Here is a 20,457-nt window from a genome sequence, read left to right as displayed (position 1 = left end):
CGTTATCAACCTGTTCAGAAGGCAGACAAGAAGCATGAAAGTTTACGCCGCACCGTTCGAGAAGTTCGTGAACCTGGCCGACGCGCGCCTGGGCACCAAAATCCTTTCGGTCACCGATGACTGGTTCGCAGATGCCAACCGGTTGTTCCAGCCGACCCCGGCGGTCTGGAAAGAAGGCGTGTTCGACGACAACGGCAAGTGGATGGACGGCTGGGAGTCGCGCCGCAAGCGTTTCGAAGGATACGACAGCGCAGTGATCCGCCTCGGTGTAGCTGGCACCATCAAGGGTGTAGACATTGATACCTCGTTTTTCACCGGCAACTTTCCGCCTTCCGCTTCGCTGGAAGCGTGCTTTCTGGCCTCTGGCGAACCCGATGAAAACACCGCCTGGACCGAAGTGCTGCCGTCTGTGGAGCTGCAAGGCAACAGCCATCATTACCACGAGATCAGCAACGATCAGGCGTTCAGCCACCTGCGCTTCAATATCTACCCGGACGGCGGCGTAGCGCGCCTGCGGGTCTACGGCGTGCCGCATCGCGACTGGTCGAAAGTCAGCGAGGACGAGCAGATCGATCTGGTGGCGGCACTCAACGGTGGCCGGTCGATTGCATGCTCGGACGAGCACTACGGCAGCATGAGCAACATCCTCAACCCCGGCCGTGGCGTGAACATGGGCGACGGCTGGGAAACCGCCCGCCGTCGCACACCGGGCAACGACTGGGTGATTGTGGCGCTGGGGCACAAGGGCGAAGTCGAGAAAGTCATTGTCGATACCCTGCACTTCAAGGGCAACTACCCGGACAGCTGCTCGATTCAGGGTGCTTTCGTCAAGGGCGATACCGACAGCCAGATCGAAACCCAGAGCCTGTTCTGGCGCGAACTGCTGCCAAGCCAGAAGCTGACCATGCACGCCGAACACGAGTTCGCCGAGCAGATCAACGCCATCGGCCCGATCACCCATATCCGCCTGAACGTATTCCCTGACGGTGGTGTGAGCCGCCTGCGAGTGCTGGGCAAGGTGTTCGGGTAACAACGTGTGAACTCTCGTTCCCACGCTCCGCATCATACACAGGCCTGATTTGGATTCTGGCCGAAGGCTGTAGGAGCGAACTTGTTCGCGAAGGCGTTGTTCCAAACGGTACATCTTCAGGGGATGTACCGGCCCTTTCGCGAACAAGTTCGCTCCCACGCCCTTCGGGCAGAAGCAGGCGAGAACCGTATTCCAGGCGCGCCAAGTGCGATAAACCCTGAAGCCATTGAAGAAGAATCCGCATGCGCAAACTGATAATCGAGCCACTGACCAAGGAAGCTTTTGCGCCATTCGGTGATGTGATCGAAACCGATGGCAGCGATCATTTCATGATCAATAACGGCTCGACCATGCGCTTTCATCGTCTGGCTGAAGTACAGACCGCGCAACCGGATGACAAGGCGATCATCAGCATATTCCGCGCCGAAGCGCTGCCGATGCCGTTGACCATTGGCATGCTGGAGCGTCACCCGCAGGGCAGCCAGGCCTTCATCCCGCTGCTCGGCAACCCCTTTCTGATCGTGGTCGCGCCGGTTGGCGATGTGCCTGAATCAGAGCTGACCCGCGCCTTCGTGTCGAACGGCAGGCAGGGTGTCAATTACCATCGCGGCGTCTGGCACCATCCGGTGCTGACGATCGAAAAGCGGGATGACTTCCTGGTGGTTGATCGCAGTGGCGAAGGCAACAACTGCGACGAGCATTACTTTGCCGAGAGCCAGTTGCTGGTTCTCGATCCCAACCCACTGGAAGGGTAAAAACCGTGCTGGCACATATGATGGAATGGCTGAATCTGGGCGTACGCTGGATTCACATGATTGTGGGCGTGGCCTGGATCGGCGCATCGTTCTACTTTGTCTGGCTGGAGAACAACCTCAACCGCAGCAACCCGCGTGAAGGGTTGTCCGGTGATTTATGGGCGATCCACGGCGGTGGCATTTATCACCTGGAGAAGTACAAGCTCGCGCCGCCGACCATGCCGGAGAATCTGCACTGGTTCAAATGGGAAGCGTATTCAACCTGGCTGTCGGGCGTGGCCCTGTTGTGCGTGGTGTTCTACGCCAATCCGACGTTGTACCTGTTGGCGCCGGGCAGCAGCCTCAGTGGTGCCGAAGGCGTGCACATCGGCCTGGGTTCGTTGTTCGTCGGCTGGTTCATCTACAGTTTTCTGTGCGACTCGCCACTGGGCAAGCGCCCTGCACTGCTGGGCCTGATTCTGTTCCTGCTGCTGGTGGCCGCGGCGTACGGGTTCAGCAAAGTGTTCAGCGGTCGCGGTGCCTATCTGCATGTGGGCGCGATCATGGGCACCATCATGGTCGGCAACGTGTTCCGCATCATCATGCCGGCCCAGCGCGCCTTGGTGGCGGCAATTGCCGAGAACCGCACGCCTGACCCAAGCCTGCCCGCCAAGGGCCTGCTGCGCTCGCGTCACAATAACTACTTCACCCTGCCCGTGCTGTTCATCATGATCAGCAACCACTTTCCGAGCACATACGGCAGTGAGTACAACTGGCTGATTCTGGCGGGCATCGCACTGCTGGCGGTCCTGGTGCGCCACTATTTCAATAAAAGACATGACAGCCATCGATTCGCCTGGACCCTGCCGGTCGCTGCGCTGGGCATGCTCTGCCTGGCGTACGTCACCGGCCCTGCGCAACCTCCCGCGAAAATCGTCTATCAACCGCTGCCCGGCACCGCAGTCGGCGGTCATCGGGCCGACGAGAAACCTCCGGAGCCGGTCACCGCGCCGGTCGAGGCCAAGCCTGCCAGTACCGGCGCGGACTTCGCCAAAGTGCATGAAGTGATTCAGCATCGTTGCACGGTGTGCCATTCGGCCACGCCTACCAGTCAGTTGTTCAGCGTTGCGCCTGCGGGAGTGATGTTCGATACGCCAGAACAGATTCAGCAGCAGGCCCCGCGCATCAAGGCGCAGGCCGTCACCTCGCCGATCATGCCATTGGGCAACATCACCCAGATGACTCAGCAGGAACGCGAACTGGTCGGTGCCTGGGTCGATCAAGGCGCACACACTAACTGAGCCCCTCGCTAACCAAGCGCTCCTGACACGGGGCGCACTCGCCCCACTTTCGCTCCAGACGCCCTGCGCTGGAGCACTTGAGCCAGACGACGCAAGTCAGTATTCTCCGCCGCCGCTGCAAAACCGGACAACCGCTCCTTGTACGCTGACTTTGACCGAACAGCCAACTAGCTGACTGTACGGTCAGGACTCTGTCGACCCGGAAAAATGACTTGAAACCGACACGTTGATGCCGGTTTGGGGATTACTTCAACTTTTTTTCACTGTTTGGCGCAGCTCTTGCTAACAACACAAAGCTGACCAGACAGACAAATTACTGCAACCACAGACAAGGCGTCATTTAGAGAACGCCAGTCTGAAAAAATCACGATCTACTTCAAGGGACTCACCGCATGAACCGTACGTTTTCCAGCGTGTTACTGGCCAGCAGTCTGCTGGCCGCTGCGCCAGCCATGGCCGGGGATATCTTCCAGTGGCAGAGCAATAGCCTGACCTATCTCAATGGACGAGACTTTGCCGTCAACCCGGCAAACCAGCAGACGTTCACCTTTGAACATGCTGACAGCTGGAAGTACGGCGACAACTTCTTCTTCGTCGACAAGATTTTCTACAACGGTAAGGGAGACGCAACGGCTGGCGATAACACCTATTACGGTGAATTCTCGCCCCGCCTGTCGCTGGGCAAGATATTTGGCCAGAAGTTTGAGTTCGGCCCGATCAGCGATGTGCTGATTGCGGCAACTTACGAATTTGGCGAAGGCGATAACGAGTCTTACCTGATCGGCCCGGCGTTCGATTTGAAGATCCCGGGTTTCGACTACTTCCAGCTGAACTTCTACCAGCGCCAGACCGAAGGCAACCGTCCGGGCGATGGCGTATGGCAGATTACCCCGGTGTGGTCCTACACCATCCCCATGGGCAAATCGGATGTGCTGATCGACGGTTTCATGGACTGGGTAGTGGACAACGACAAGACGTCGCGTGGTACTTACCACTCCAACCTGCACTTCAACCCGCAGATCAAATATGACCTGGGCAAGGCACTGAATTACCCTGAGCGTCAGCTGTACGTCGGTATCGAATACGATTACTGGACCAACAAATACGGCATCAAGGACAGCCGCTCGTTCGACACCGACCAGAACACCGCGAGTTTGCTGGTGAAGGTGTTCTTCTAAGCACGATCCGGTTGTGACGCTCGTTCCCGCGCTCAGCGCGGGAACGCATTTCTGAAGCCTCTGCGCCCAACCTTGAGAGGGTGTTGCTGCGCAGATCTGTGACGCGGAGCGTCACGGGATGCATGCCAACGCGGAGCATTGGCACGATATTCAACTCCTGCGCGGCGCCCGCCTCCACTCACTCCCTAGCCGCTTTCCAGACCTTGCCAATCAGCGTCACGACCAACACCAGCACCGCGCCAGCGATAACCCCGGCGACCGCATCGATCAGCGTCGGGACGACCATCGACAGCCCGCCCACCGCACCGGCTGCAGCTTCGGTCACGCCTTCGACCCAATGGTGAGCAAATGGCAGACCGTGAACCAGAATCCCGCCGCCGACCATGAACATGGCCGCAGTACCGACAATCGACAGTACCTTCATCAATACCGGCGCAAGCCAGAGCAAAGCACCACCGATTTTCTGCGCCGCAGAGCTTGCAGTCTTTTTCAGGTACAGGCCCAGGTCGTCAAGTTTGACGATACCTGCCACAAGTCCATAGACACCCACGGTAATCAGCACAGCGACAATAACCAGTACACCGACCTGATCCATGAACGGTCGGGCCGACACTACGCCCAGCGCCAGCACGATGATTTCTGCCGAAAGAATGAAGTCGGTGCGAATCGCGCCTTTGATACGGTCCTTTTCGAACGCCACCATGTCCACTGAAGCATCCGTGGCCGCCTGCTTGCGCTGATCATGCTCTTCGCCGGTTTCGGGATGCAGCCATTTATGGGCGATTTTCTCGAAACCTTCAAAGCATAGGAACGCGCCGCCGATCATTAACAAGGGAAGAATCGCCCAGGGCGCGAAGGCGCTGATCAACAGTGCCGCTGGAACCAGGATTGCCTTGTTGAGCAACGAGCCCTTGGCCACGGCCCAGACAACGGGCAGTTCGCGATCGGCTGAAACTCCGGTGACCTGCTGGGCATTGAGCGCCAGATCATCCCCCAGCACACCCGCGGTTTTCTTGGTGGCCAGTGCCACGTCATCCAGCAGGGTCGCAATATCGTCGAGCAGGGTAAGCAAGCTTCCAGCAGCCAAAATAAAAATCCTTGAGCAAGTAAAAAAAGGAAATAGCACTGATTGAATCATGCGCCAGGGTCAATCGTGTGGCAGTCAACAACTCTGACCTTCATCAGACGTGAACGTTTGACGCTGCGTAGTACAAGCAGGCCACGTCGAGCAACCGGTTAAATGGGTAATTGCGTGGTCGACACCACCTGACGCAGTCCCATGAACGAGCGGATCTGTCTGACACCGGGCAAGTACAGCAGCTGTTCGGCATGCAGGCGGTTGAAACTCTGACTGTCTTTGGTGCGCAGCAGCATGAAGTAATCGAACTCGCCGGTGACCACATGAAACTCCATGCAGCCGGACACCTTCTGCGCGGCTTGTTCAAATTGGGCAAATGAATCCGGGGTCGAGCGGTCGAGCACCACACCGATCAGCACCACCATGCCCGCGTCCAGAACGTCACCATTGAGCAACGCCACCACGCCCTTGATAACGCCCGCCTCCTTCAACCGCTCGACGCGCCGCAAACAAGCAGGCGGACTCAGCTTGACCTTCTCGGCGAGTGCCACGTTGGAAATCGAGGCGTCACGTTGCAGGGTCTTGAGAATGGCGCGGTCAATCCTGTCCATCAGCGGTGCTACATCGCCAGCGAACTTTTTAGTGCGTTCATTTATTGCTTTCATGATGAATTTCACAAAATAAAAGTTTGCATTAGTGGCATGACACTAACGCTGATTTTGCAAATAGACAATTCTTTGCAACCACGATTATTCAGCTATTTCCTATGATAGGAACCACTTCAGGCACACCGTTCAAACGTCGAACTCATTCCTTGCAGGCCTGAATCAACTTATCAACGGAGCCCCTATATGAACCTGAGCAAGTTCAAGCGCTACCCTCTGACCTTCGGCCCCTCGCCCATCACCCCTCTAAAACGCTTGAGCGAGCATCTGGGTGGCAAGGTCGAGTTGTATGCCAAGCGCGAGGATTGCAACAGCGGTCTGGCCTTTGGCGGTAACAAGACCCGCAAACTGGAATACCTGGTGCCGGAAGCCATCGACGGCGGCTACGACACACTGGTGTCGATCGGCGGCATCCAGTCCAACCAGACCCGTCAGGTGGCAGCCGTCGCGGCGCATCTGGGTATGAAATGCGTGCTGGTTCAGGAAAACTGGGTCAACTATTCAGACGCCCTGTACGACCGAGTGGGCAATATCGAGATGTCACGCATCATGGGGGCCGATGTGCGCCTGGACTCGGCAGGCTTCGATATCGGCATTCGGCCGAGCTGGGAAAAGGCCATGTCCGACGTCGAGGAAAGCGGTGGCAAGCCGTTCCCGATTCCTGCGGGCTGCTCGGAACACCCTTATGGCGGCCTGGGATTCGTGCGTTTTGCCGATGAGGTACGCCAGCAGGAAGAAGAACTCGGCTTCAAATTCGACTACATCGTGGTCTGCTCGGTGACCGGCAGCACTCACGCAGGCATGCTCGTCGGCTTCGCGGCCGATGGCCGGGCACAGCGTGTGATCGGTATTGATGCGTCGGCCAAACCGGAAAAGACCCGCGCACAAGTCCTGCGCATCGCTCAGAACACCGCAAAACTGGTGGAACTGGGCCGCGAAATCACCGCCGAAGACGTGGTGCTCGACACCCGCTACGCCTACCCCGAATACGGCCTGCCGAACGAGGGCACCCTTGAAGCCATTCGCCTTTGCGCGCGCCTTGAAGGCGTATTGACCGACCCGGTCTACGAAGGCAAATCCATGCACGGCATGATCGACATGCTGCGCAATGGCGAATTCCCCGAGGGCTCAAAAGTGCTCTACGCACATTTGGGCGGCGTACCGGCGTTGAATGCCTACAGCTTTTTGTTCAAGGACGGTTAAGCCATCCCGAAAGTTGCCTGAATGGCCCGCGAATTCGCGGGCCATTTTGCACCTGCTCAAAAAGCCGACAGACCTGAAACGGAAACTGCATCCACAGGTGTATTCACATGTATTACACTGCACCCTTATGCAATACAAATAACTACGTGTGAGGTGTATATGTCCACAATGTCTCTACGTCTGCCGGACGAAATGGCGGATACCCTTGCACACCTTGCAAAGGCGACCGGGCGCAGCAAGTCATTTTTGGCCCTCGACGCGCTCCGCGAATACCTGACTCGCGAGGCATGGCAGATTGCCGAAATTCAGCGCGCGATTGAAGAAGCCGACGCTGGCGAGTTCGCCAGTACAGAGGACGTAAAAGCTGTCATGGACAAATGGTCTGGCAATGCAGGTTGAGTGGCTTAAAACGGCGCTAAAGAATCTGGATGAGGAGGCAGCGTATATCGCACAGGACAATCCAGCTGCTGCCGCAGTTTTCGTGAAAGCAATTCAATCAAGCGTGACGCAGCTCGCGAGCTTTCCCGCCATGGGCCGGGAAGGACGGATTGCCGGAACCAGAGAATGGCCTCTGCCAGACCTGCCTTACCTGATTCCATATCGCATCCGTAGCGGCCGGCTACAGGTTCTAAGGATTTTCCACACCAGAAGACAATCGCCCCCCGTGTGGTGAACCGCAGACACGTTTACTGTGCACACAGCTTCACTATCAAAGCCGAAAATACTTCTGCAGCGCCTGCGCCAGCAGGCTCACCGCCTCGTCGTTCTGTGACGACGGCGAGCGCAGGAAGACGATTTCGTGCTCGGGAATTTCAGGCAGGTCATCGAGAATCTGCATGGCTTCCGTGACTCCGCTCCGATCAATAAGGCTGATCGCCAGGCCCGCTTCCACACAGGCTTTGATCGCCTGATTGGACGGGCTTTCGAGAACTACACGGATTTTGCGGCCGTTGTCTTTGAGCGACGCCATCATGGCTTCACGATAAGGACATTGCGCTGCGTGAATGGCCAGCGGCAACGGGTCCGCAGATCCCAGTGCGACGCTGGCCGGCCCGACCCAGACCGGCTTGGTAGATACCAGAAACTGCGTATCAGCACTTGGCTGCCCTTTGGGTTGCGCGATCACTGCTGTCTGCAACTTGCCGCGCGCAACCTGCTCGCGCAGGGTGTAGCTGGGTGCGGTTTTCAATTCCAGCACCACATTGGGCCAGGCCGCAGCGAACACCGGCAGGATGTCGCGGATGACATGAACGGCGTACTCATCCGGAACACCCAGCGTGATGCGCCCAGCCAGATGAGTCCCTTGCAGGTCAGCCAGCACGCGGTCATGGGTGGACAGCAATTCCGTCGTCGAGACCAGCAAACGCTTGCCCAGCGCAGTGAGAGACACCGCCTGGTTGTCCCGATTGAGCAAACGCCCGCCCGCTACCGCCTCAAGCCGCTGGATATGCACACTGACTGCCGCGGGGCTTTTGTGAAGTTGCTCGGCAGCCGCAGAAAACTTCCCTATTCGCGCCACGGCATGAAAAGTACGTATCAGTTCGATATCGAGAATTGCGCTCATGATTCATAAATCCCGAACAACTACTGCACTTAATTTTGATTTATTAGATTACGCTGACTTCGTAACCTGTGTCCATGAATCAGCACCTATCGATTTCTCCGAGCGTAACGCGGCCTGCCTGGCATCAGGCCATTCCCCTTATCTTGCTGGAAGCAGCCCTTGTCCTGACCTGAAGCTCGGGTTTCATCGGCGCGCGGTTTTCGCTTGATTACGCACCACCATTGCTGGTGGTGTTCTGGCGTTGTGTGGTGGTCACGTTGATCCTGATGCCTTTCGTCGCCAGGCAACTGAGATCGATACCGCTTGCCACGCTGTTGAAAAATGCGGGCATCGGTCTGCTGGCCATGGCGGGCTACGTGGCAGGCGTTACGCAGGGCATCGCGCTGGGCGTACCTGCGGGACTCGCGGCGCTGTTTGCCGACTTGTTGCCGATGGGCATGGCACTGCTGGCTGCCGCCGTGCTCGGGCAGCGGCTTGTCTGGCAAATCTGGGCGGGGCTGGTGGTCGGTCTGGTCGGCGTGGTGCTGGTCACGTACAGCGCGCTGGCGGTGGGAGATGCGCCATTGTGGGCCTACGGCCTGCCACTGCTGGGCATGTTGTCGCTGGCCATTGCGACGCTGTGGCAGAAGCGTTCGACCCACATGCAGCCCATGGACCTGCTTCCCAACCTGTGGCTGCAATGTTTTATATCGAGCTTCGCGTTCGCCATCATCCAGGGAACACAGGGCAGCCTGGCCCCCATTCCCAGTACCGGGTTTGCGTTGAGCGTGATCTGGACGGTGGGGCTGGCGACGCTTGGCGGCTACGGACTTTACTGGGTGTGTCTGCGCCGCGCATCAGCCACCCGCGTTGCCAGCGTGCTGTACCTCAGCCCACCGGTGACAATGCTCTGGGCCTGGGTGATGTTCAACGAGCCGCTGTCTTGGCAGATGGCGTCAGGCATGGCGGTGTCGGGTGTCGGTGTGTGGATGGTCGTACGGGCGGAAGCGCGGCAGGTCGCCTCGTGACCGAGTCACAAGGCGCCTGATGCAGGGAAGTTAAATCTTGAAACGCGCCACCATGCTCTGCAAATCGCTGCCCAAACGGGCCAGTTCTACAGTCGATGCGGCGCTTTGCTCGGTTGCCGAAGCCGATTGATCAGCAATGTCGCGCACGCTGAGCACGCTGCGGTTGATTTCGTCGGTCACGGCGCTCTGCTGCTCGGCCGCGGCAGAAATCTGCTGGCTCATCTGCTCGATCGTACCGATGGACTGATTGATCTCAACCAGTGCCTGTTCGGCCTGACGAGCCAGCACTACTGTGCCTTCGGTGCGTTGCAGGCTGGCATCCATCAGACCCGATGCGGCACCTGTACCTTTTTGCAACGCCTGAATCAGCGCTTCGATTTCCGTGGTGGAGTTCTGGGTACGCTGAGCCAGCGAACGTACTTCGTCAGCCACCACCGCAAAACCACGGCCCTGCTCACCCGCACGTGCAGCCTCGATGGCCGCGTTGAGCGCCAGCAGGTTGGTTTGTTCGGCAACGGCCTTGATCACGTCAATCACGCTACCGATCTTGCCACTGTCTTCGGTGAGGCGCTGCATGGCTTCGCCCAGCTGTTTCACTTCACCGGCCAATTGGCCGATTTCGCGAGTGGCGTGCTGCACCACACTGCTACCGTGAGCGGCACGTTCGCTGGCCTGTTTGGCCGCCAGCGAAGCGTCTTCGGTATTGCGTGCTACTTCCTGCACGGTCGACGCCATTTCGTTCATGGCGGTGGCAACCTGGTCGACTTCGTTTTTTTGCAACGTAACGCCGGCACTGGTCTGTTCGCTGACAGCAGACAACTGTTCGGCCGCCGTGGCGATCTGCGTCACACCGTTACCGATGCCACCGATCAGGCCGCGCAGAGAAACCGTCATGTGCTGCATGGTGTTCTGCAACAGGCCCAGTTCGTCCTGGCGGGTGGTGCTGCTGTCATGGGTCAGATCGCCGTCGGCAATCCGGCGCGCCGCAATTACGGTGCTGTTCAACGGCACGGTAATCTGACGCGTGATCAGGAACGCAGCAAAGATGCCGACCAGCAGCACGACCAGCGCTACGCTCAGCAATTGCACCACAGCGGTTTGTTGTTCCTTCTTGGCACTGATGACCTGCAACGCCGCCAGATCATCGGCACGGGCAGCGGTCGCTATGGATTGCTGTTGCAGATCGGTACGGACTTGCTCGGTCTGCTGCAGCATGTCCGAAATCGACGACATCAGGACCTTGTATTGTTTCAACGCCACCAACGCGGCATCCACTGCAGCATTTGCCTCGACAGGCAATTGGCTGCGAGCGGCGTCCACTTGTGCGATCAGGGCGTCGGCGGCCTTATAGGTGGCCTGACGGTTGTCGGCATTCGGAACGCTCAGGTAGCGGCGAAACACCAGACGGAAATTGGTCATGCCGTTACGCAGGTCGCCAGCGATCTTGACCTGCCTGATGCCGGTTTCATTCGGCGAACGCAAGGTGTCGTCAATGGTCTTGTTCAGCAAATTCTCAAAGGTCGCGCTGACGTCATCGGAAACCTTGATGATCGGTTTCAACGCCTCGTCGACTTTCTGATTGATGCCGACCAATTGGTCGAACGTCTGCTTCAGACCGCCCACCTGCTCCTTGATCTCGCGCAGCTTGGCCAGGTTGCTCGATATCACGAACACTTGCAGGCCCTGATCGACACTGCGGCTCAAGGTATCCAGCGCGCTGGCGTAATTCTGCACACCTGCGGCGGTAGGGCCGGTCGCATAGGCTTGCGCAGCAATCCGGGCATTCAGAACGTCAGCCTTGATCTCCGCGACCTTGCTGCTTTTACCCATGCGCTCGATCAGCAGGTTGGTGCTGGAGTAGCCGATGACGGTGACGGTCAGTACTCCGAGCAAAATAGCGGCAAAGCCCAGTCCGAGCTTCTTGCTGACTTTCAGATTGTCCAACCATTTTGCGCTCATTACGTGTGTGCCTTTGATTTTTCGGGATGCACGTGAATCGGCGCTGAAAGATTTAACTTGATAGTTAACGTTATCGGAATCACGCACGCGCCAATCGAAGGCACCCTGAAGCCCAAGAATTACGTGGCCGGAGCGCGATGATGAATATTTATTTAAATCGCCTGAGCAGAATTTTTCCGATGATTGGCACCGCGCGAAACCGGAAGATCACGCAATGAAACTGCCTTGATCTTCGCCTGTACGGAGCCATCGGAGATTGGCAACAGCGTCAGACGTTGCGGTCGGTGAAATGAACATCCAGCCGGATGTTTTCCGGCTCGTTGATCGCTGCCAGGTACTCGTCTACGGTGATTTCTCCGACGCAGGCCCGTGCGCCCGGTTGTGGGCGATAGCCACCGGCCATTTTGCCGCTCAGCGCGACGGCAGCACTGCCGGGGATCTCTGGGCCCTTGTCGTTCAGTGCAGTCAATTGCGCACGCATGTGCAGCGGCTGGCCGGTAAGGTCGACGCCATCGACATCGATGTACATCGCGCTCTTTCGATCACCCCAGTGTTCAAAGCGCGCGCCCCAACGGTACAGGCGCTCGGCCCACGACGCAGGATCGCGCAGCAGCCCACAGCGAATCGCCAGCGCCAGCAGCCAGGTCGCGATGCCGCCGGCCTTGAGCGCGGAGCCGGCCTTGAAGCTCAGATGCTGCGCGGCATAACGTGTCGCGAATACATCCAGGTCCGGGACGTCGACATTGGCCACCAGCCGTGTGCCCATGCCGGGCATCCGGCGCAGGGTCAGGTCCATCCAGCCATGGACTTCGTGGACCTTGCCGTTGCGCAGTTGCCTGATCGGCCGCCCGGCATTGGCCAGCACGCCACGCACGGTCGACAGACCGGGCATTTTCGCTGCCGAGGAGATGCCATGCTCTATCGAATCGATGCGCAGAAAACGCTGGCGATGCTGATCGATGATGGCCGCCGAAAGCGTCGGCACCGAGCTGCAACCGCTCAGCACACAGACGCCCGCCTCACGCGCTAAGGCATCCAGAGTGGCGATACCGGAGACGAAGGTCCGGCAATCCGACAGGTCGCAATAATTCACACCCGCCGCGATGCAATGCCGGGCCACGGCATACGACTGCCCCTGAAAAGGCCCCGCCGTGTGGATAAGCAGATCAATGCCCAATTCACCCAGCTCACTGCCCGCGCCGTCCTGCATGATGTCCACGCACCAGCTCTCGCAGAATCTGCCAGCCAGCGTTTGCAGTGCGGCAACCTTTTCCGCCAGCTTGCGCGGGTCGCGACCGGAGATGACCAGTTCGATGTCCGGCATCATCGCCAGATGATTGCAGATAAGGCTGCCGAAGTTGCCGTAGCCGCCGATGACCAATACGCGAAATGCCATTGACTCGTCCCTGAAATGCTGAAGGGTATGACCATGCCTTGCTACTCAGCGATTGCCGCGAGCGATGGCGATGAAATGCGCGTGCATTATTGATCATTGGCCGAATGCCGAGTACAAAACCCTGTGCCTTTTTGATCGTGCAAGGAGCAACGGATGCTGAAACTACACACCGAACGACTTTATCTGCGGACCCTGCTCGCCAGTGACTGGCCGTTGTTTCTGAGGCTGCACTCCGAGCCTCAGACCATGCAGTACGTCTTCGGGGAAATCGAAGAAGCACAAGTTCGCAAAGGCTTTGAGCATCGCCTTCCGGTGTGGACGCCAGAGTCCGATCACTTGCTGTGCCTGGTGGTCGTCGACAAGCAGAGCGGCGTGGAGCTGGGGGTCAGCGGCTTTCGCATCATGTCGCCAGGGCATGCCGAAGTAGGCTGTCTGTTGCTGCCGGAACATCAAGGCAAGGGCTTCGGCACCGAATCCCGCCGGGCAATCATCGACTACGCTGCCGCCATCGGCCTCGATTCACTGGAATCGACCGTGACCGATGGCAACATTGCCTCCTGCAAGGTGCTGGAGAAATGCGGTTTCTCTTTCGAACGCCGCGTCCCGCATGCCTATCAGATCGGCGATCAGTGGTTCGATGACCTGAAATATCACCTGCGACTGAGGTGACAAGCCCGCAGCCAAGCGTTAGCCAGGCTGCGGCAAGCGGCTCAGGCTTTGGGCCGCCCTCCCAGAATCGTCACTCGCTCGCCATAGCGCGAGTGCGGGAAGTAATCCCACACCGCGTGATGCTGGGTGCAGCGGTTATCCCAGAACACCAGCGTGTTGGGCTCCCAGCGCACGCGGCAACTGAGAGAGGGTTCACGGGCGATCAGGTCGAACAGCATGTTCAGCAGCGTGCGGCTCTCTCCTGCGGACAGTTGCACGATATGCGAGGTGAAACCGGAATTGACGAACAGGCTGCGGCGTCCGGTTTCAGGGTGGCGAACCACCACAGGGTGCTCGCTTTTGGGAAGGTTGGCAGGCGGCTGATAGCCCTTCCACGGAATCTCGCCATCGTGAATGGCCGTCAGTTCGCCAAGAAACGCCTGCATCGCAGGCGAGAGCATTTCTATGGCCAGGTGCATGTTGGCAAACAGCGTGTCGCCACCGGTTCCAATGGCGGGCGTCTCTTTGACATACAGCATCGAGCCCATCGACGGCTCCAGGTCAGCGGTGCCATCGGTGTGCCACAGCTCGCCAGCAGCGAAGCGTGACTGGGCGTTGGCGCGCACCACGACCAGCTCCGGGTCATCGCCATCAATGCTTTCTACCGGCAAGGCACGTAACGGTCCAAACAGCCGGCCAAAGGCTTTGTGCTGCTCGACCGTCAGGTGCTGATCACGAAACACCAGCACGTGGTTTTCCAGAAAAGCGCGGCGAATTTCCTTCAGTTGCTCCGCACTGAGTGGCTGCGACAGGTCGACCCCGCCGACTTCGGCACCGATGATGGGTGTCAGGCGGTTGACCGTGATGCTGTGATACGGCGCGCGAGGCGCCCCCGCGATGCCTTCGATGGCCTTGAGTGCCATTTGATCCATGATCCCTCACCCTTGAATGGTTGGCATGGCCGATCACCATGTCCGTGGTTCGTCTACGGGAACGTCAGCCCCGCCTGAAAAACGTGCCGCTAACGCGCTCAGCCCTCCCCTGCTGGCAGGTCTGCGTTGATCATCTCGGCAATCAATTGCGCCCACGGCGCTGCGACAATGCCGTAATGATCAGTGTCCAGAGGCTGCCAGCTCAGCAGGTGCGGCAACAGGTCTTGCCAGGCACGCTGCAGGTCTGCCATTTGCCAGGCGCTGCCCATGCCATATGGATTGGGACGCGTAGCAATGAACAGTCGTGCCTTGGTATCAGGCAGTTGCGCGGGCCGATGATCAGCCATGCTCGCCATGTTGTTCTGGCAGCAGACGATCAGGCTTTGCAGGTAACGTGACGCGTCTTCGCTGGCCTTGCTGGCGGCAGTGTTGGGGGGCCGCCGTGCGGAAAACTCGCGCTGGAAGACTTGCTGAATATGCTCTTCGTCGATCCGCGCCAGCTCGGTCCCGGCATCCGGCGTAGGCGGATCGATCAGGTAAAGCAACGGCTGCTCGCAATCGTCTGCCAGCAGGCTGCACATCGCCTGCGCCACCCACGCGCCGAACGACCAGCCGGCCAGCCGCCATGCTGTGCCGTCGGGGTGATGGGCCTGCAACGCGTCGAGATACAGCTGCGCCCGTTCGGCCAGGCTGATATTCGGCAGCTCGGGCAGGCGCAAGGTCGGGTCGGCAATTACCCACACACCCAGATCAGGGTGCAGCGCCGAGGCCAGCTCGCGATACGCCTGAACATCGCCGCCCACCGGATGGATCAGGTACAGGCGCTCGCGGTCAACCCCCGCATGCCATTGGTCAATCCTAACCGCGTCGGTCCATTGGTCTTCGACTGCAGCCGCACCGCCCTGCGCTGACTGCACCAGCGCCAGTACCTCGCGCAGGCTGACCTTGTGGCTGAACTGTGACAACTGGAATACCACACCCGTCGCGGCCTGCAATTCGTCGATCAGGTCCAGCAAGGTCAGGGAATCAGCCCCCAGCTCGTACAGCGAGTCATCCGGATCCAGAGCGCTTACGCCAAGCCATTTGCACAGGCAGCCATGCAGACGCTCCGGCAGACCGGTTTCTGCCGCAACGGCTGGCGCAGTGTCGACCAGCGTCAAGCCAGCACCGCTATGACGAGCCGGGTAAAACTGGCGTGCGGTGTTCAGATCGGTCGTCGAAATCAACAATTGCGGCAGTTGTGCAGTCATGGCGGCGTCGAATACCTGGCAGCCCTCTTGCGCCGACATGCCGACCGCGAGATGCCGCTGATGCGCTTCATCACCGATGCCGCTGGCAGCGGCCATACCGGTTTCCCTCCAGATATCCCAGTTGATACCCAGGCGCACGCAGCCATTTTCGCCATTCGGGCGGTAATGGGCGAAGCCGTCGAGCACCGCACTGGCGGCGGCGTAATCCAGATGTCCGGCACCGCCGAACAGTGCCGACATCGATGAGCAGTACAGCACAAACCCTGGCGTCATCTGTTCGATCAACGCTTCGACCGCCAGCATGCCGCGGGTCTTGCTCGCCATCGCTTCAGACAACAGGTGAGCATCGCGCTGACGAATCAGGCTGCCCGCTCCGGTCCCGGCAGCATGGATTACCCCGTCGAAGTGTCCATAACGCTCGCGCAGTTGCTCAAGCACCTTGGGCCAGCGTGCCAAATCGGCGATATCCGCCTGAACGCTATCGATACGCGCGGCATAATCGCCCAGCTCCTGCGGACATTCCCCACGGCGCGACAGCAGCACTACCCGCCGCTGGCTTGATTGCAGCAAGTGTTCGCACAACGTACGGCCGATACCGCCTGTACCGCCGAGTACCAGAAACGTGCCGTTTACCGGCAACAGATTCGAAACGACCGTTGGCAGCGCGAGCGAGCTCGGCTGCAACTGTGGCTGCCACAGATAACCGTCACGAATGGCCATGCGCCGTGGCAGCGACGTCGGTTCGGCGAGCAGCGTCGCCAGTTGCCGAGCCTGTGTGCCCCATTGCGCAGTGGGCAGATCCAGCCAGTGACAGCGTATCGGGTACTCCTGCGGGGCCACTTCGGTAATACCTGCCAGCGCCGCCAGCTCCGGACGCATGACCTGACCATTTACCGGGCACGCCTGCCAGGACAGCAGCCAGAGTCGCAAAGCGGTCTTCTGTGCGCGTTGCCCCCAGGCCTGCAAAAACGCGCTGACCGTGTCCAGACACGCCCATTGCGCGGCGGCAAGGCTTTGCTCGTTGACCACCCCGCCAACCGAGAGTGGCAAGGCATGCAGCCAGTCGAGTTCGGTCGCCGCCTGCCCACTCTGATCAAGCTCGGCGATCAGTCGGCTAAACGCTAACGGGTCCAGTGGATCAAGCTCATAAAGGTTCGGGCCAAGCTGCTGATAACCATTACCGGCCTGCACCTCGATGACGTGTCGATAAACGCCCTGCAGGCAGCCAAGCAGTGCGGCATCAACGCGCTCGTGACTGCACACCACCAGCCTGTCGCGACGTTCGCCAATCGGTTGTGTGCCCAGACGACGCACACGCTGCCACTGGCGTTGATAAAACCAGTCCGCCATCAGCTCGCGCTCAGCGGTTTGCGGCGGCTGCTCGACATCGGCAGATGGCTTGAAGCGGAAGGTCTGCAGGTCGAATTTGGCCACCGGCTGACTGCTTTGCAGCACGCTCACGTCAAGCCCGGACAACGTCAGATCCGAATCCTGATGCTGCTCCCAGGCGAACAGCACCTGAAAGACCGGGCTGTAAGCCAGGCTGCGCGGCGGGTTGAGCACTTCCACCACCTGATCGAACGGCAAGTCCTGATGTTCCTGAGCTGCAAGCGCGACCTGGCGCGCCTGTTGCAGCCAGCTTGCCACTGTCGGGCTTGCGGAGCGGGTCATGCGCAAGGCCAGGGTGTTGACGAAGAAACCGATCAAGCCCTCCAGCTCTTGCTGGCTGCGGTTCGCCGAAGGCACACCGATAACCACATCGTCCTGCCCCGACAGGCGCATCAACAACAGCGACCAGGCGGCCAGCAGGTTCATGAACAGCGTGGTGCCTTGTTGCGTTGCCAACGCGCGCAGCCGTGCGGTCAGCGCGCGGTCAAACATCAGCGGCACGAAGCCGCCACGGTAATTCTGGACCGCTGGACGTTTGTGATCGGTAGGCAACTCCAGCAGTACCGGTGCACCGCTCAACGTTTCACGCCAGTAACGTCGCTGCGCTTCCAGCACTTCTCCAGACAACCACTGGCGTTGCCAGACTGCGTAATCCACGTACTGAATCGACAGGGGCGGCAATGGGTCGGCCTGTTTGTGGAGGGCTGCTTCGTACAACACCCCCAGCTCACGCGTCAGCACGCCCATCGACCAACCATCCGAAATGATGTGGTGCTGGGTCAGCAGGAGCACGTGATCGTCTTCGGCCAGCTTCACCAGGCTGACGCGCATCAGCGGCCCGACCGCCAGGTCGAACGGCCTGCTGCCCTCCTCGCCCATCAGCTCAAGCAGACGCGCCTGGGCATCAGGCTCGCCATGCAGGTCGATGATCGGCAATGCAGCAATCCTCTCCGTCGCAGCAACCCGCTGCCGCCCCTAACCCTCGACGGCGATGAACGTGGTACGCAACGCCTCATGGCGGGCCACCAGCCGGTTGAAACTGCTTTGCAGTGCAGCCACCTGCAACGGTCCGCGCAGGCGCAGATTCAACGGCATGTGATAGGCCGCATTGCCACCCTCCATCTGCGCCAGAAACCACAGCCGCTGTTGAGCAGACGACAACGCGTGTGCGCCGCAACGCTCTATGACTGTGATGGGCGGACGAGCGCGACCTGAAGCGCTGCTCAGTTGCTCAGCAAACTGTTGCAGCACGGGGGCGGCAAACAGCGCAGACGGCGACACATCCAGACGCAATGTCTGCCGAACCTTGGCCAGCACGCGCATCACCAGCAGCGAGTGGCCGCCAAGCGCAAAAAAGTGATCCTGACGACCGACCCGCTCCACGCCCAGCACCTCGGCCCAGATCGCCGCGAGTGTCGTTTCCAGCGGGCCCTGAGCCGCCTCGAACGCGTGTTGATCGAACGCATCGGCACCCGGTTCCGGCAATGCACTACGGTCCAGCTTGCCGTTGGCGGTCAGCGGCAGCGCGTCCATGCGCACGAACGCTGCGGGGATCATGTAGTCTGGCAGGCTGAGTTGCAGGTGCTGGCGAAGGCTTTTCGGCGTCAGCCCTGCATCAGCCTGTTCGTGAAAATAGGCAACCAGCCTGGGCACACCGACGCTGTCCTCACGCAGCACCACCAGGTTGTCACGCACGCCGGTAACTTCGGCCAGACGCGCCTCGATTTCACCCAGCTCCAGACGCAGACCACGCAGCTTGGCCTGCGAGTCATTACGCCCAAGAAATTCCAGGTTGCCGTCTGCGCGATAACGCGCCAGGTCGCCGGTGCGGTACAAGCGCTCACCGGCCACGAACGGGCTGTCGACAAAGCGTTCAAGGGTCAATTGCGGCAAGTTCAGATAGCCGCGTGCGACACCTGCGCCGCCGATATACAGCTCCCCCGTAACACCTGGAGCAACCTGTTCGGCAAACGCATCGAGCAGGTAAATCCGCGTATTGGCCAACGCCCGCCCGATGGGCAGCACCGCATCAACGTGGCTGTTGCTATCGAACTCAAAACAGGTGCTGTCGATGCTTGCTTCAGTGACCCCATAGGCCTGAACAATCTGCACGCGCTCGCCACACAGCCTGCGCAGTTGCCGCGCGCTATGGGCAGTCCAGATGTCCGACCCGCAGACCACCGTTCTCATGAAAGACAGGTCGTGCCCCGTCTCCTGGGCCCAGACCAGCAACGGGTTGAGCACCGCAGGCACGAAGTCCGCAAAATCGATGCGCGCCTCGCTCAACAAGCGATACAGCGCGGGCGGGTCCATCAGCGTGTCGCGCGGGCACAGAACAAGCGTGCCGCCAAAGCCCAGTGCGCGAATCAGATCGGCGCTGAACACATCGAAGGAAAACCCGGCCATTTGCAGGTGATTGAGGGGTTTGTGCAGTGCGTATAGCCGCTCCCATGCAGCGCTCACCGCCATCAGCCCGCGATGCTCGACCATCACGCCCTTGGGTGTGCCGGTCGAGCCCGAGGTGTAGATCACATAAGCCAGATGACGCGACGTGAGCCCGACCGCATGCGGGTCCGGATTGTCTACCGGTTGCGCTGCCCACAGCCGGGTATCGGCCAGATCAAGCAGCGGCGCTGATGCTGCACCACCCTCAAGCGCTGCCAACAACGCCGGACGCGCCGCTGCATGGCTCAGTAGCACGCGCGGTGCACTGTCCGCCAGCATGTGTGCCAGACGCGCTTTTGGGTAAGCGGGGTCGAGCGGTACATAAGCGCCGCCCGCCTTGAGTATCGCAAGCACGCCGACCAGCATGTCCAGCGAGCGCTCCAGGCACACACCGACGCGCACATCCGGTCCGACGCCGAGGCTGCGCAGGTAATGGGCCAGACAGTTGGCCTGGGTATTGAGCGTCGCGTAGTCAAGCGCGCCCTGTTCGAAGCGCGCGGCTATGGCGTCGGGATTGCGCCGCACCTGAGCCTCGAACAGGCCGTGTACACACCGGTTTTCGGCAAAGGGTTGCTCTGTATCGGGATGAGCGAAGCCCGTCCCGCGCGAGGAAGATTTGTCGACCATCAGGAACCACCGTCCGTGAGCAGATTATTTTTATGAACGGACAGAGGCACA

General features: G+C 59.7%; 15 protein-coding genes and 2 pseudogenes. 9 read left to right on the top strand and 8 right to left on the bottom strand.

Annotated elements, in window-relative coordinates:
* The first annotated feature begins 34 nt into the window (after window positions 1-34).
* The 4 genes from alc to LJU29_RS09555 all read left to right on the top strand — a co-directional run bounded on the left by alc (window position 35) and on the right by LJU29_RS09555 (window position 4,243).
* A complete protein-coding gene (gene alc / locus LJU29_RS09570; protein ID WP_257112147.1) occupies window positions 35-1,030 on the top strand; it encodes an allantoicase in 996 nt (331 codons plus the stop codon).
* Window positions 1,031-1,272: 242 nt separating this feature from the next.
* Complete coding sequence (locus tag LJU29_RS09565; RefSeq protein ID WP_002552798.1) at window positions 1,273-1,785, top strand: ureidoglycolate lyase; 513 nt, start codon at window positions 1,273-1,275, stop codon at window positions 1,783-1,785.
* A 5-nt stretch (window positions 1,786-1,790) separates the two neighbouring features.
* Window positions 1,791-3,065, top strand: coding sequence for a urate hydroxylase PuuD (locus LJU29_RS09560; protein WP_257112145.1), 1,275 nt, complete (start codon window positions 1,791-1,793; stop codon window positions 3,063-3,065).
* A 392-nt stretch (window positions 3,066-3,457) separates the two neighbouring features.
* Window positions 3,458-4,243: an outer membrane protein OmpK gene (locus tag LJU29_RS09555; protein ID WP_002552796.1), complete on the top strand. Its 786-nt coding sequence runs from the start codon at window positions 3,458-3,460 to the stop codon at window positions 4,241-4,243.
* A 178-nt stretch (window positions 4,244-4,421) separates the two neighbouring features.
* Here the strand turns inward: LJU29_RS09555 and LJU29_RS09550 are convergent, their stop codons facing one another.
* Both LJU29_RS09550 and LJU29_RS09545 read right to left on the bottom strand, forming a co-directional pair.
* On the bottom strand, window positions 4,422-5,330 hold the full coding sequence (locus LJU29_RS09550; protein ID WP_005744311.1) for a DUF808 domain-containing protein: 909 nt from the start codon (window positions 5,328-5,330) through the stop codon (window positions 4,422-4,424).
* 149 nt (window positions 5,331-5,479) lie between these two features.
* A complete protein-coding gene (locus LJU29_RS09545) occupies window positions 5,480-5,986 on the bottom strand; it encodes an Lrp/AsnC family transcriptional regulator (protein WP_257112144.1) in 507 nt (168 codons plus the stop codon).
* A gap of 186 nt (window positions 5,987-6,172) precedes the next feature.
* Here LJU29_RS09545 and LJU29_RS09540 point away from each other — a divergent pair, with 186 nt between their 5' ends.
* From LJU29_RS09540 to LJU29_RS09530, 3 genes are all read left to right on the top strand, one after another.
* A complete protein-coding gene (locus LJU29_RS09540; RefSeq protein WP_257112143.1) occupies window positions 6,173-7,189 on the top strand; it encodes a 1-aminocyclopropane-1-carboxylate deaminase in 1,017 nt (338 codons plus the stop codon).
* A gap of 159 nt (window positions 7,190-7,348) precedes the next feature.
* Window positions 7,349-7,588, top strand: coding sequence for a type II toxin-antitoxin system RelB family antitoxin (relB, locus tag LJU29_RS09535; protein WP_011168200.1), 240 nt, complete (start codon window positions 7,349-7,351; stop codon window positions 7,586-7,588).
* A complete protein-coding gene (locus LJU29_RS09530) occupies window positions 7,578-7,862 on the top strand; it encodes a type II toxin-antitoxin system RelE/ParE family toxin (protein WP_005755973.1) in 285 nt (94 codons plus the stop codon). Before relB ends, LJU29_RS09530 begins: the two co-directional genes overlap by 11 nt.
* 36 nt (window positions 7,863-7,898) lie before the next feature.
* Here the strand turns inward: LJU29_RS09530 and LJU29_RS09525 are convergent, their stop codons facing one another.
* Complete coding sequence (locus LJU29_RS09525; RefSeq protein ID WP_054996354.1) at window positions 7,899-8,753, bottom strand: LysR family transcriptional regulator; 855 nt, start codon at window positions 8,751-8,753, stop codon at window positions 7,899-7,901.
* Window positions 8,754-8,938: 185 nt separating this feature from the next.
* Here LJU29_RS09525 and LJU29_RS09520 point away from each other — a divergent pair, with 185 nt between their 5' ends.
* Window positions 8,939-9,760 carry a DMT family transporter gene (locus LJU29_RS09520; RefSeq protein ID WP_257112706.1) on the top strand — a complete coding sequence of 274 codons (822 nt, stop codon included), beginning with the start codon at window positions 8,939-8,941 and terminating at the stop codon, window positions 9,758-9,760.
* Window positions 9,761-9,790: 30 nt separating this feature from the next.
* Here the strand turns inward: LJU29_RS09520 and LJU29_RS29565 are convergent, their stop codons facing one another.
* From LJU29_RS29565 to LJU29_RS09510, 3 genes and pseudogenes are all read right to left on the bottom strand, one after another.
* Window positions 9,791-10,495: a methyl-accepting chemotaxis protein gene (locus LJU29_RS29565; RefSeq protein WP_371217786.1), complete on the bottom strand. Its 705-nt coding sequence runs from the start codon at window positions 10,493-10,495 to the stop codon at window positions 9,791-9,793.
* 201 nt (window positions 10,496-10,696) lie between these two features.
* Window positions 10,697-11,590: pseudogene (locus LJU29_RS29560) on the bottom strand (methyl-accepting chemotaxis protein); the annotation flags it as partial.
* Between the two features lie 397 nt (window positions 11,591-11,987).
* Window positions 11,988-13,115 (bottom strand): saccharopine dehydrogenase family protein, encoded by a 1,128-nt coding sequence (locus LJU29_RS09510; RefSeq protein ID WP_016982384.1) that lies wholly within the window; start codon window positions 13,113-13,115, stop codon window positions 11,988-11,990.
* A 153-nt stretch (window positions 13,116-13,268) separates the two neighbouring features.
* Here LJU29_RS09510 and LJU29_RS09505 point away from each other — a divergent pair, with 153 nt between their 5' ends.
* Window positions 13,269-13,784, top strand: coding sequence for a GNAT family N-acetyltransferase (locus tag LJU29_RS09505; RefSeq protein WP_257112140.1), 516 nt, complete (start codon window positions 13,269-13,271; stop codon window positions 13,782-13,784).
* A 41-nt stretch (window positions 13,785-13,825) separates the two neighbouring features.
* Here LJU29_RS09505 and LJU29_RS09500 read toward each other — a convergent pair whose 3' ends face one another.
* Both LJU29_RS09500 and LJU29_RS29555 read right to left on the bottom strand, forming a co-directional pair.
* Complete coding sequence (locus tag LJU29_RS09500) at window positions 13,826-14,695, bottom strand: TauD/TfdA dioxygenase family protein (protein WP_005783121.1); 870 nt, start codon at window positions 14,693-14,695, stop codon at window positions 13,826-13,828.
* A 98-nt stretch (window positions 14,696-14,793) separates the two neighbouring features.
* Window positions 14,794-20,406, bottom strand: a pseudogene (locus LJU29_RS29555) (amino acid adenylation domain-containing protein).
* Window positions 20,407-20,457 lie beyond the last annotated feature (51 nt).

This window comes from Pseudomonas ficuserectae, assembly GCF_024584585.1.
Classification (GTDB): Bacteria; Pseudomonadota; Gammaproteobacteria; order Pseudomonadales; family Pseudomonadaceae; genus Aquipseudomonas; species Aquipseudomonas amygdali.
This window is presented reverse-complemented; position numbering and strand designations above follow the sequence as displayed.

What these genes read in the sequence shown, in the direction of transcription:
- alc (WP_257112147.1), top strand. Translation starts at nt 35, where the DNA reads ATGAAAGTTTACGCCGCACCGTTCGAGAAGTTCGTGAACCTGGCCGAC.
- LJU29_RS09565 (WP_002552798.1), top strand. Translation starts at nt 1,273, where the DNA reads ATGCGCAAACTGATAATCGAGCCACTGACCAAGGAAGCTTTTGCGCCA.
- LJU29_RS09555 (WP_002552796.1), top strand. Translation starts at nt 3,458, where the DNA reads ATGAACCGTACGTTTTCCAGCGTGTTACTGGCCAGCAGTCTGCTGGCC.
- LJU29_RS09545 (WP_257112144.1), bottom strand. Translation starts at nt 5,986, where the DNA reads ATGAAAGCAATAAATGAACGCACTAAAAAGTTCGCTGGCGATGTAGCA.
- LJU29_RS09540 (WP_257112143.1), top strand. Translation starts at nt 6,173, where the DNA reads ATGAACCTGAGCAAGTTCAAGCGCTACCCTCTGACCTTCGGCCCCTCG.
- relB (WP_011168200.1), top strand. Translation starts at nt 7,349, where the DNA reads ATGTCCACAATGTCTCTACGTCTGCCGGACGAAATGGCGGATACCCTT.
- LJU29_RS09530 (WP_005755973.1), top strand. Translation starts at nt 7,578, where the DNA reads ATGCAGGTTGAGTGGCTTAAAACGGCGCTAAAGAATCTGGATGAGGAG.
- LJU29_RS09525 (WP_054996354.1), bottom strand. Translation starts at nt 8,753, where the DNA reads ATGAGCGCAATTCTCGATATCGAACTGATACGTACTTTTCATGCCGTG.
- LJU29_RS29565 (WP_371217786.1), bottom strand. Translation starts at nt 10,495, where the DNA reads ATGGCGTCGACCGTGCAGGAAGTAGCACGCAATACCGAAGACGCTTCG.
- LJU29_RS09510 (WP_016982384.1), bottom strand. Translation starts at nt 13,115, where the DNA reads ATGGCATTTCGCGTATTGGTCATCGGCGGCTACGGCAACTTCGGCAGC.
- LJU29_RS09505 (WP_257112140.1), top strand. Translation starts at nt 13,269, where the DNA reads ATGCTGAAACTACACACCGAACGACTTTATCTGCGGACCCTGCTCGCC.
- LJU29_RS09500 (WP_005783121.1), bottom strand. Translation starts at nt 14,695, where the DNA reads ATGGATCAAATGGCACTCAAGGCCATCGAAGGCATCGCGGGGGCGCCT.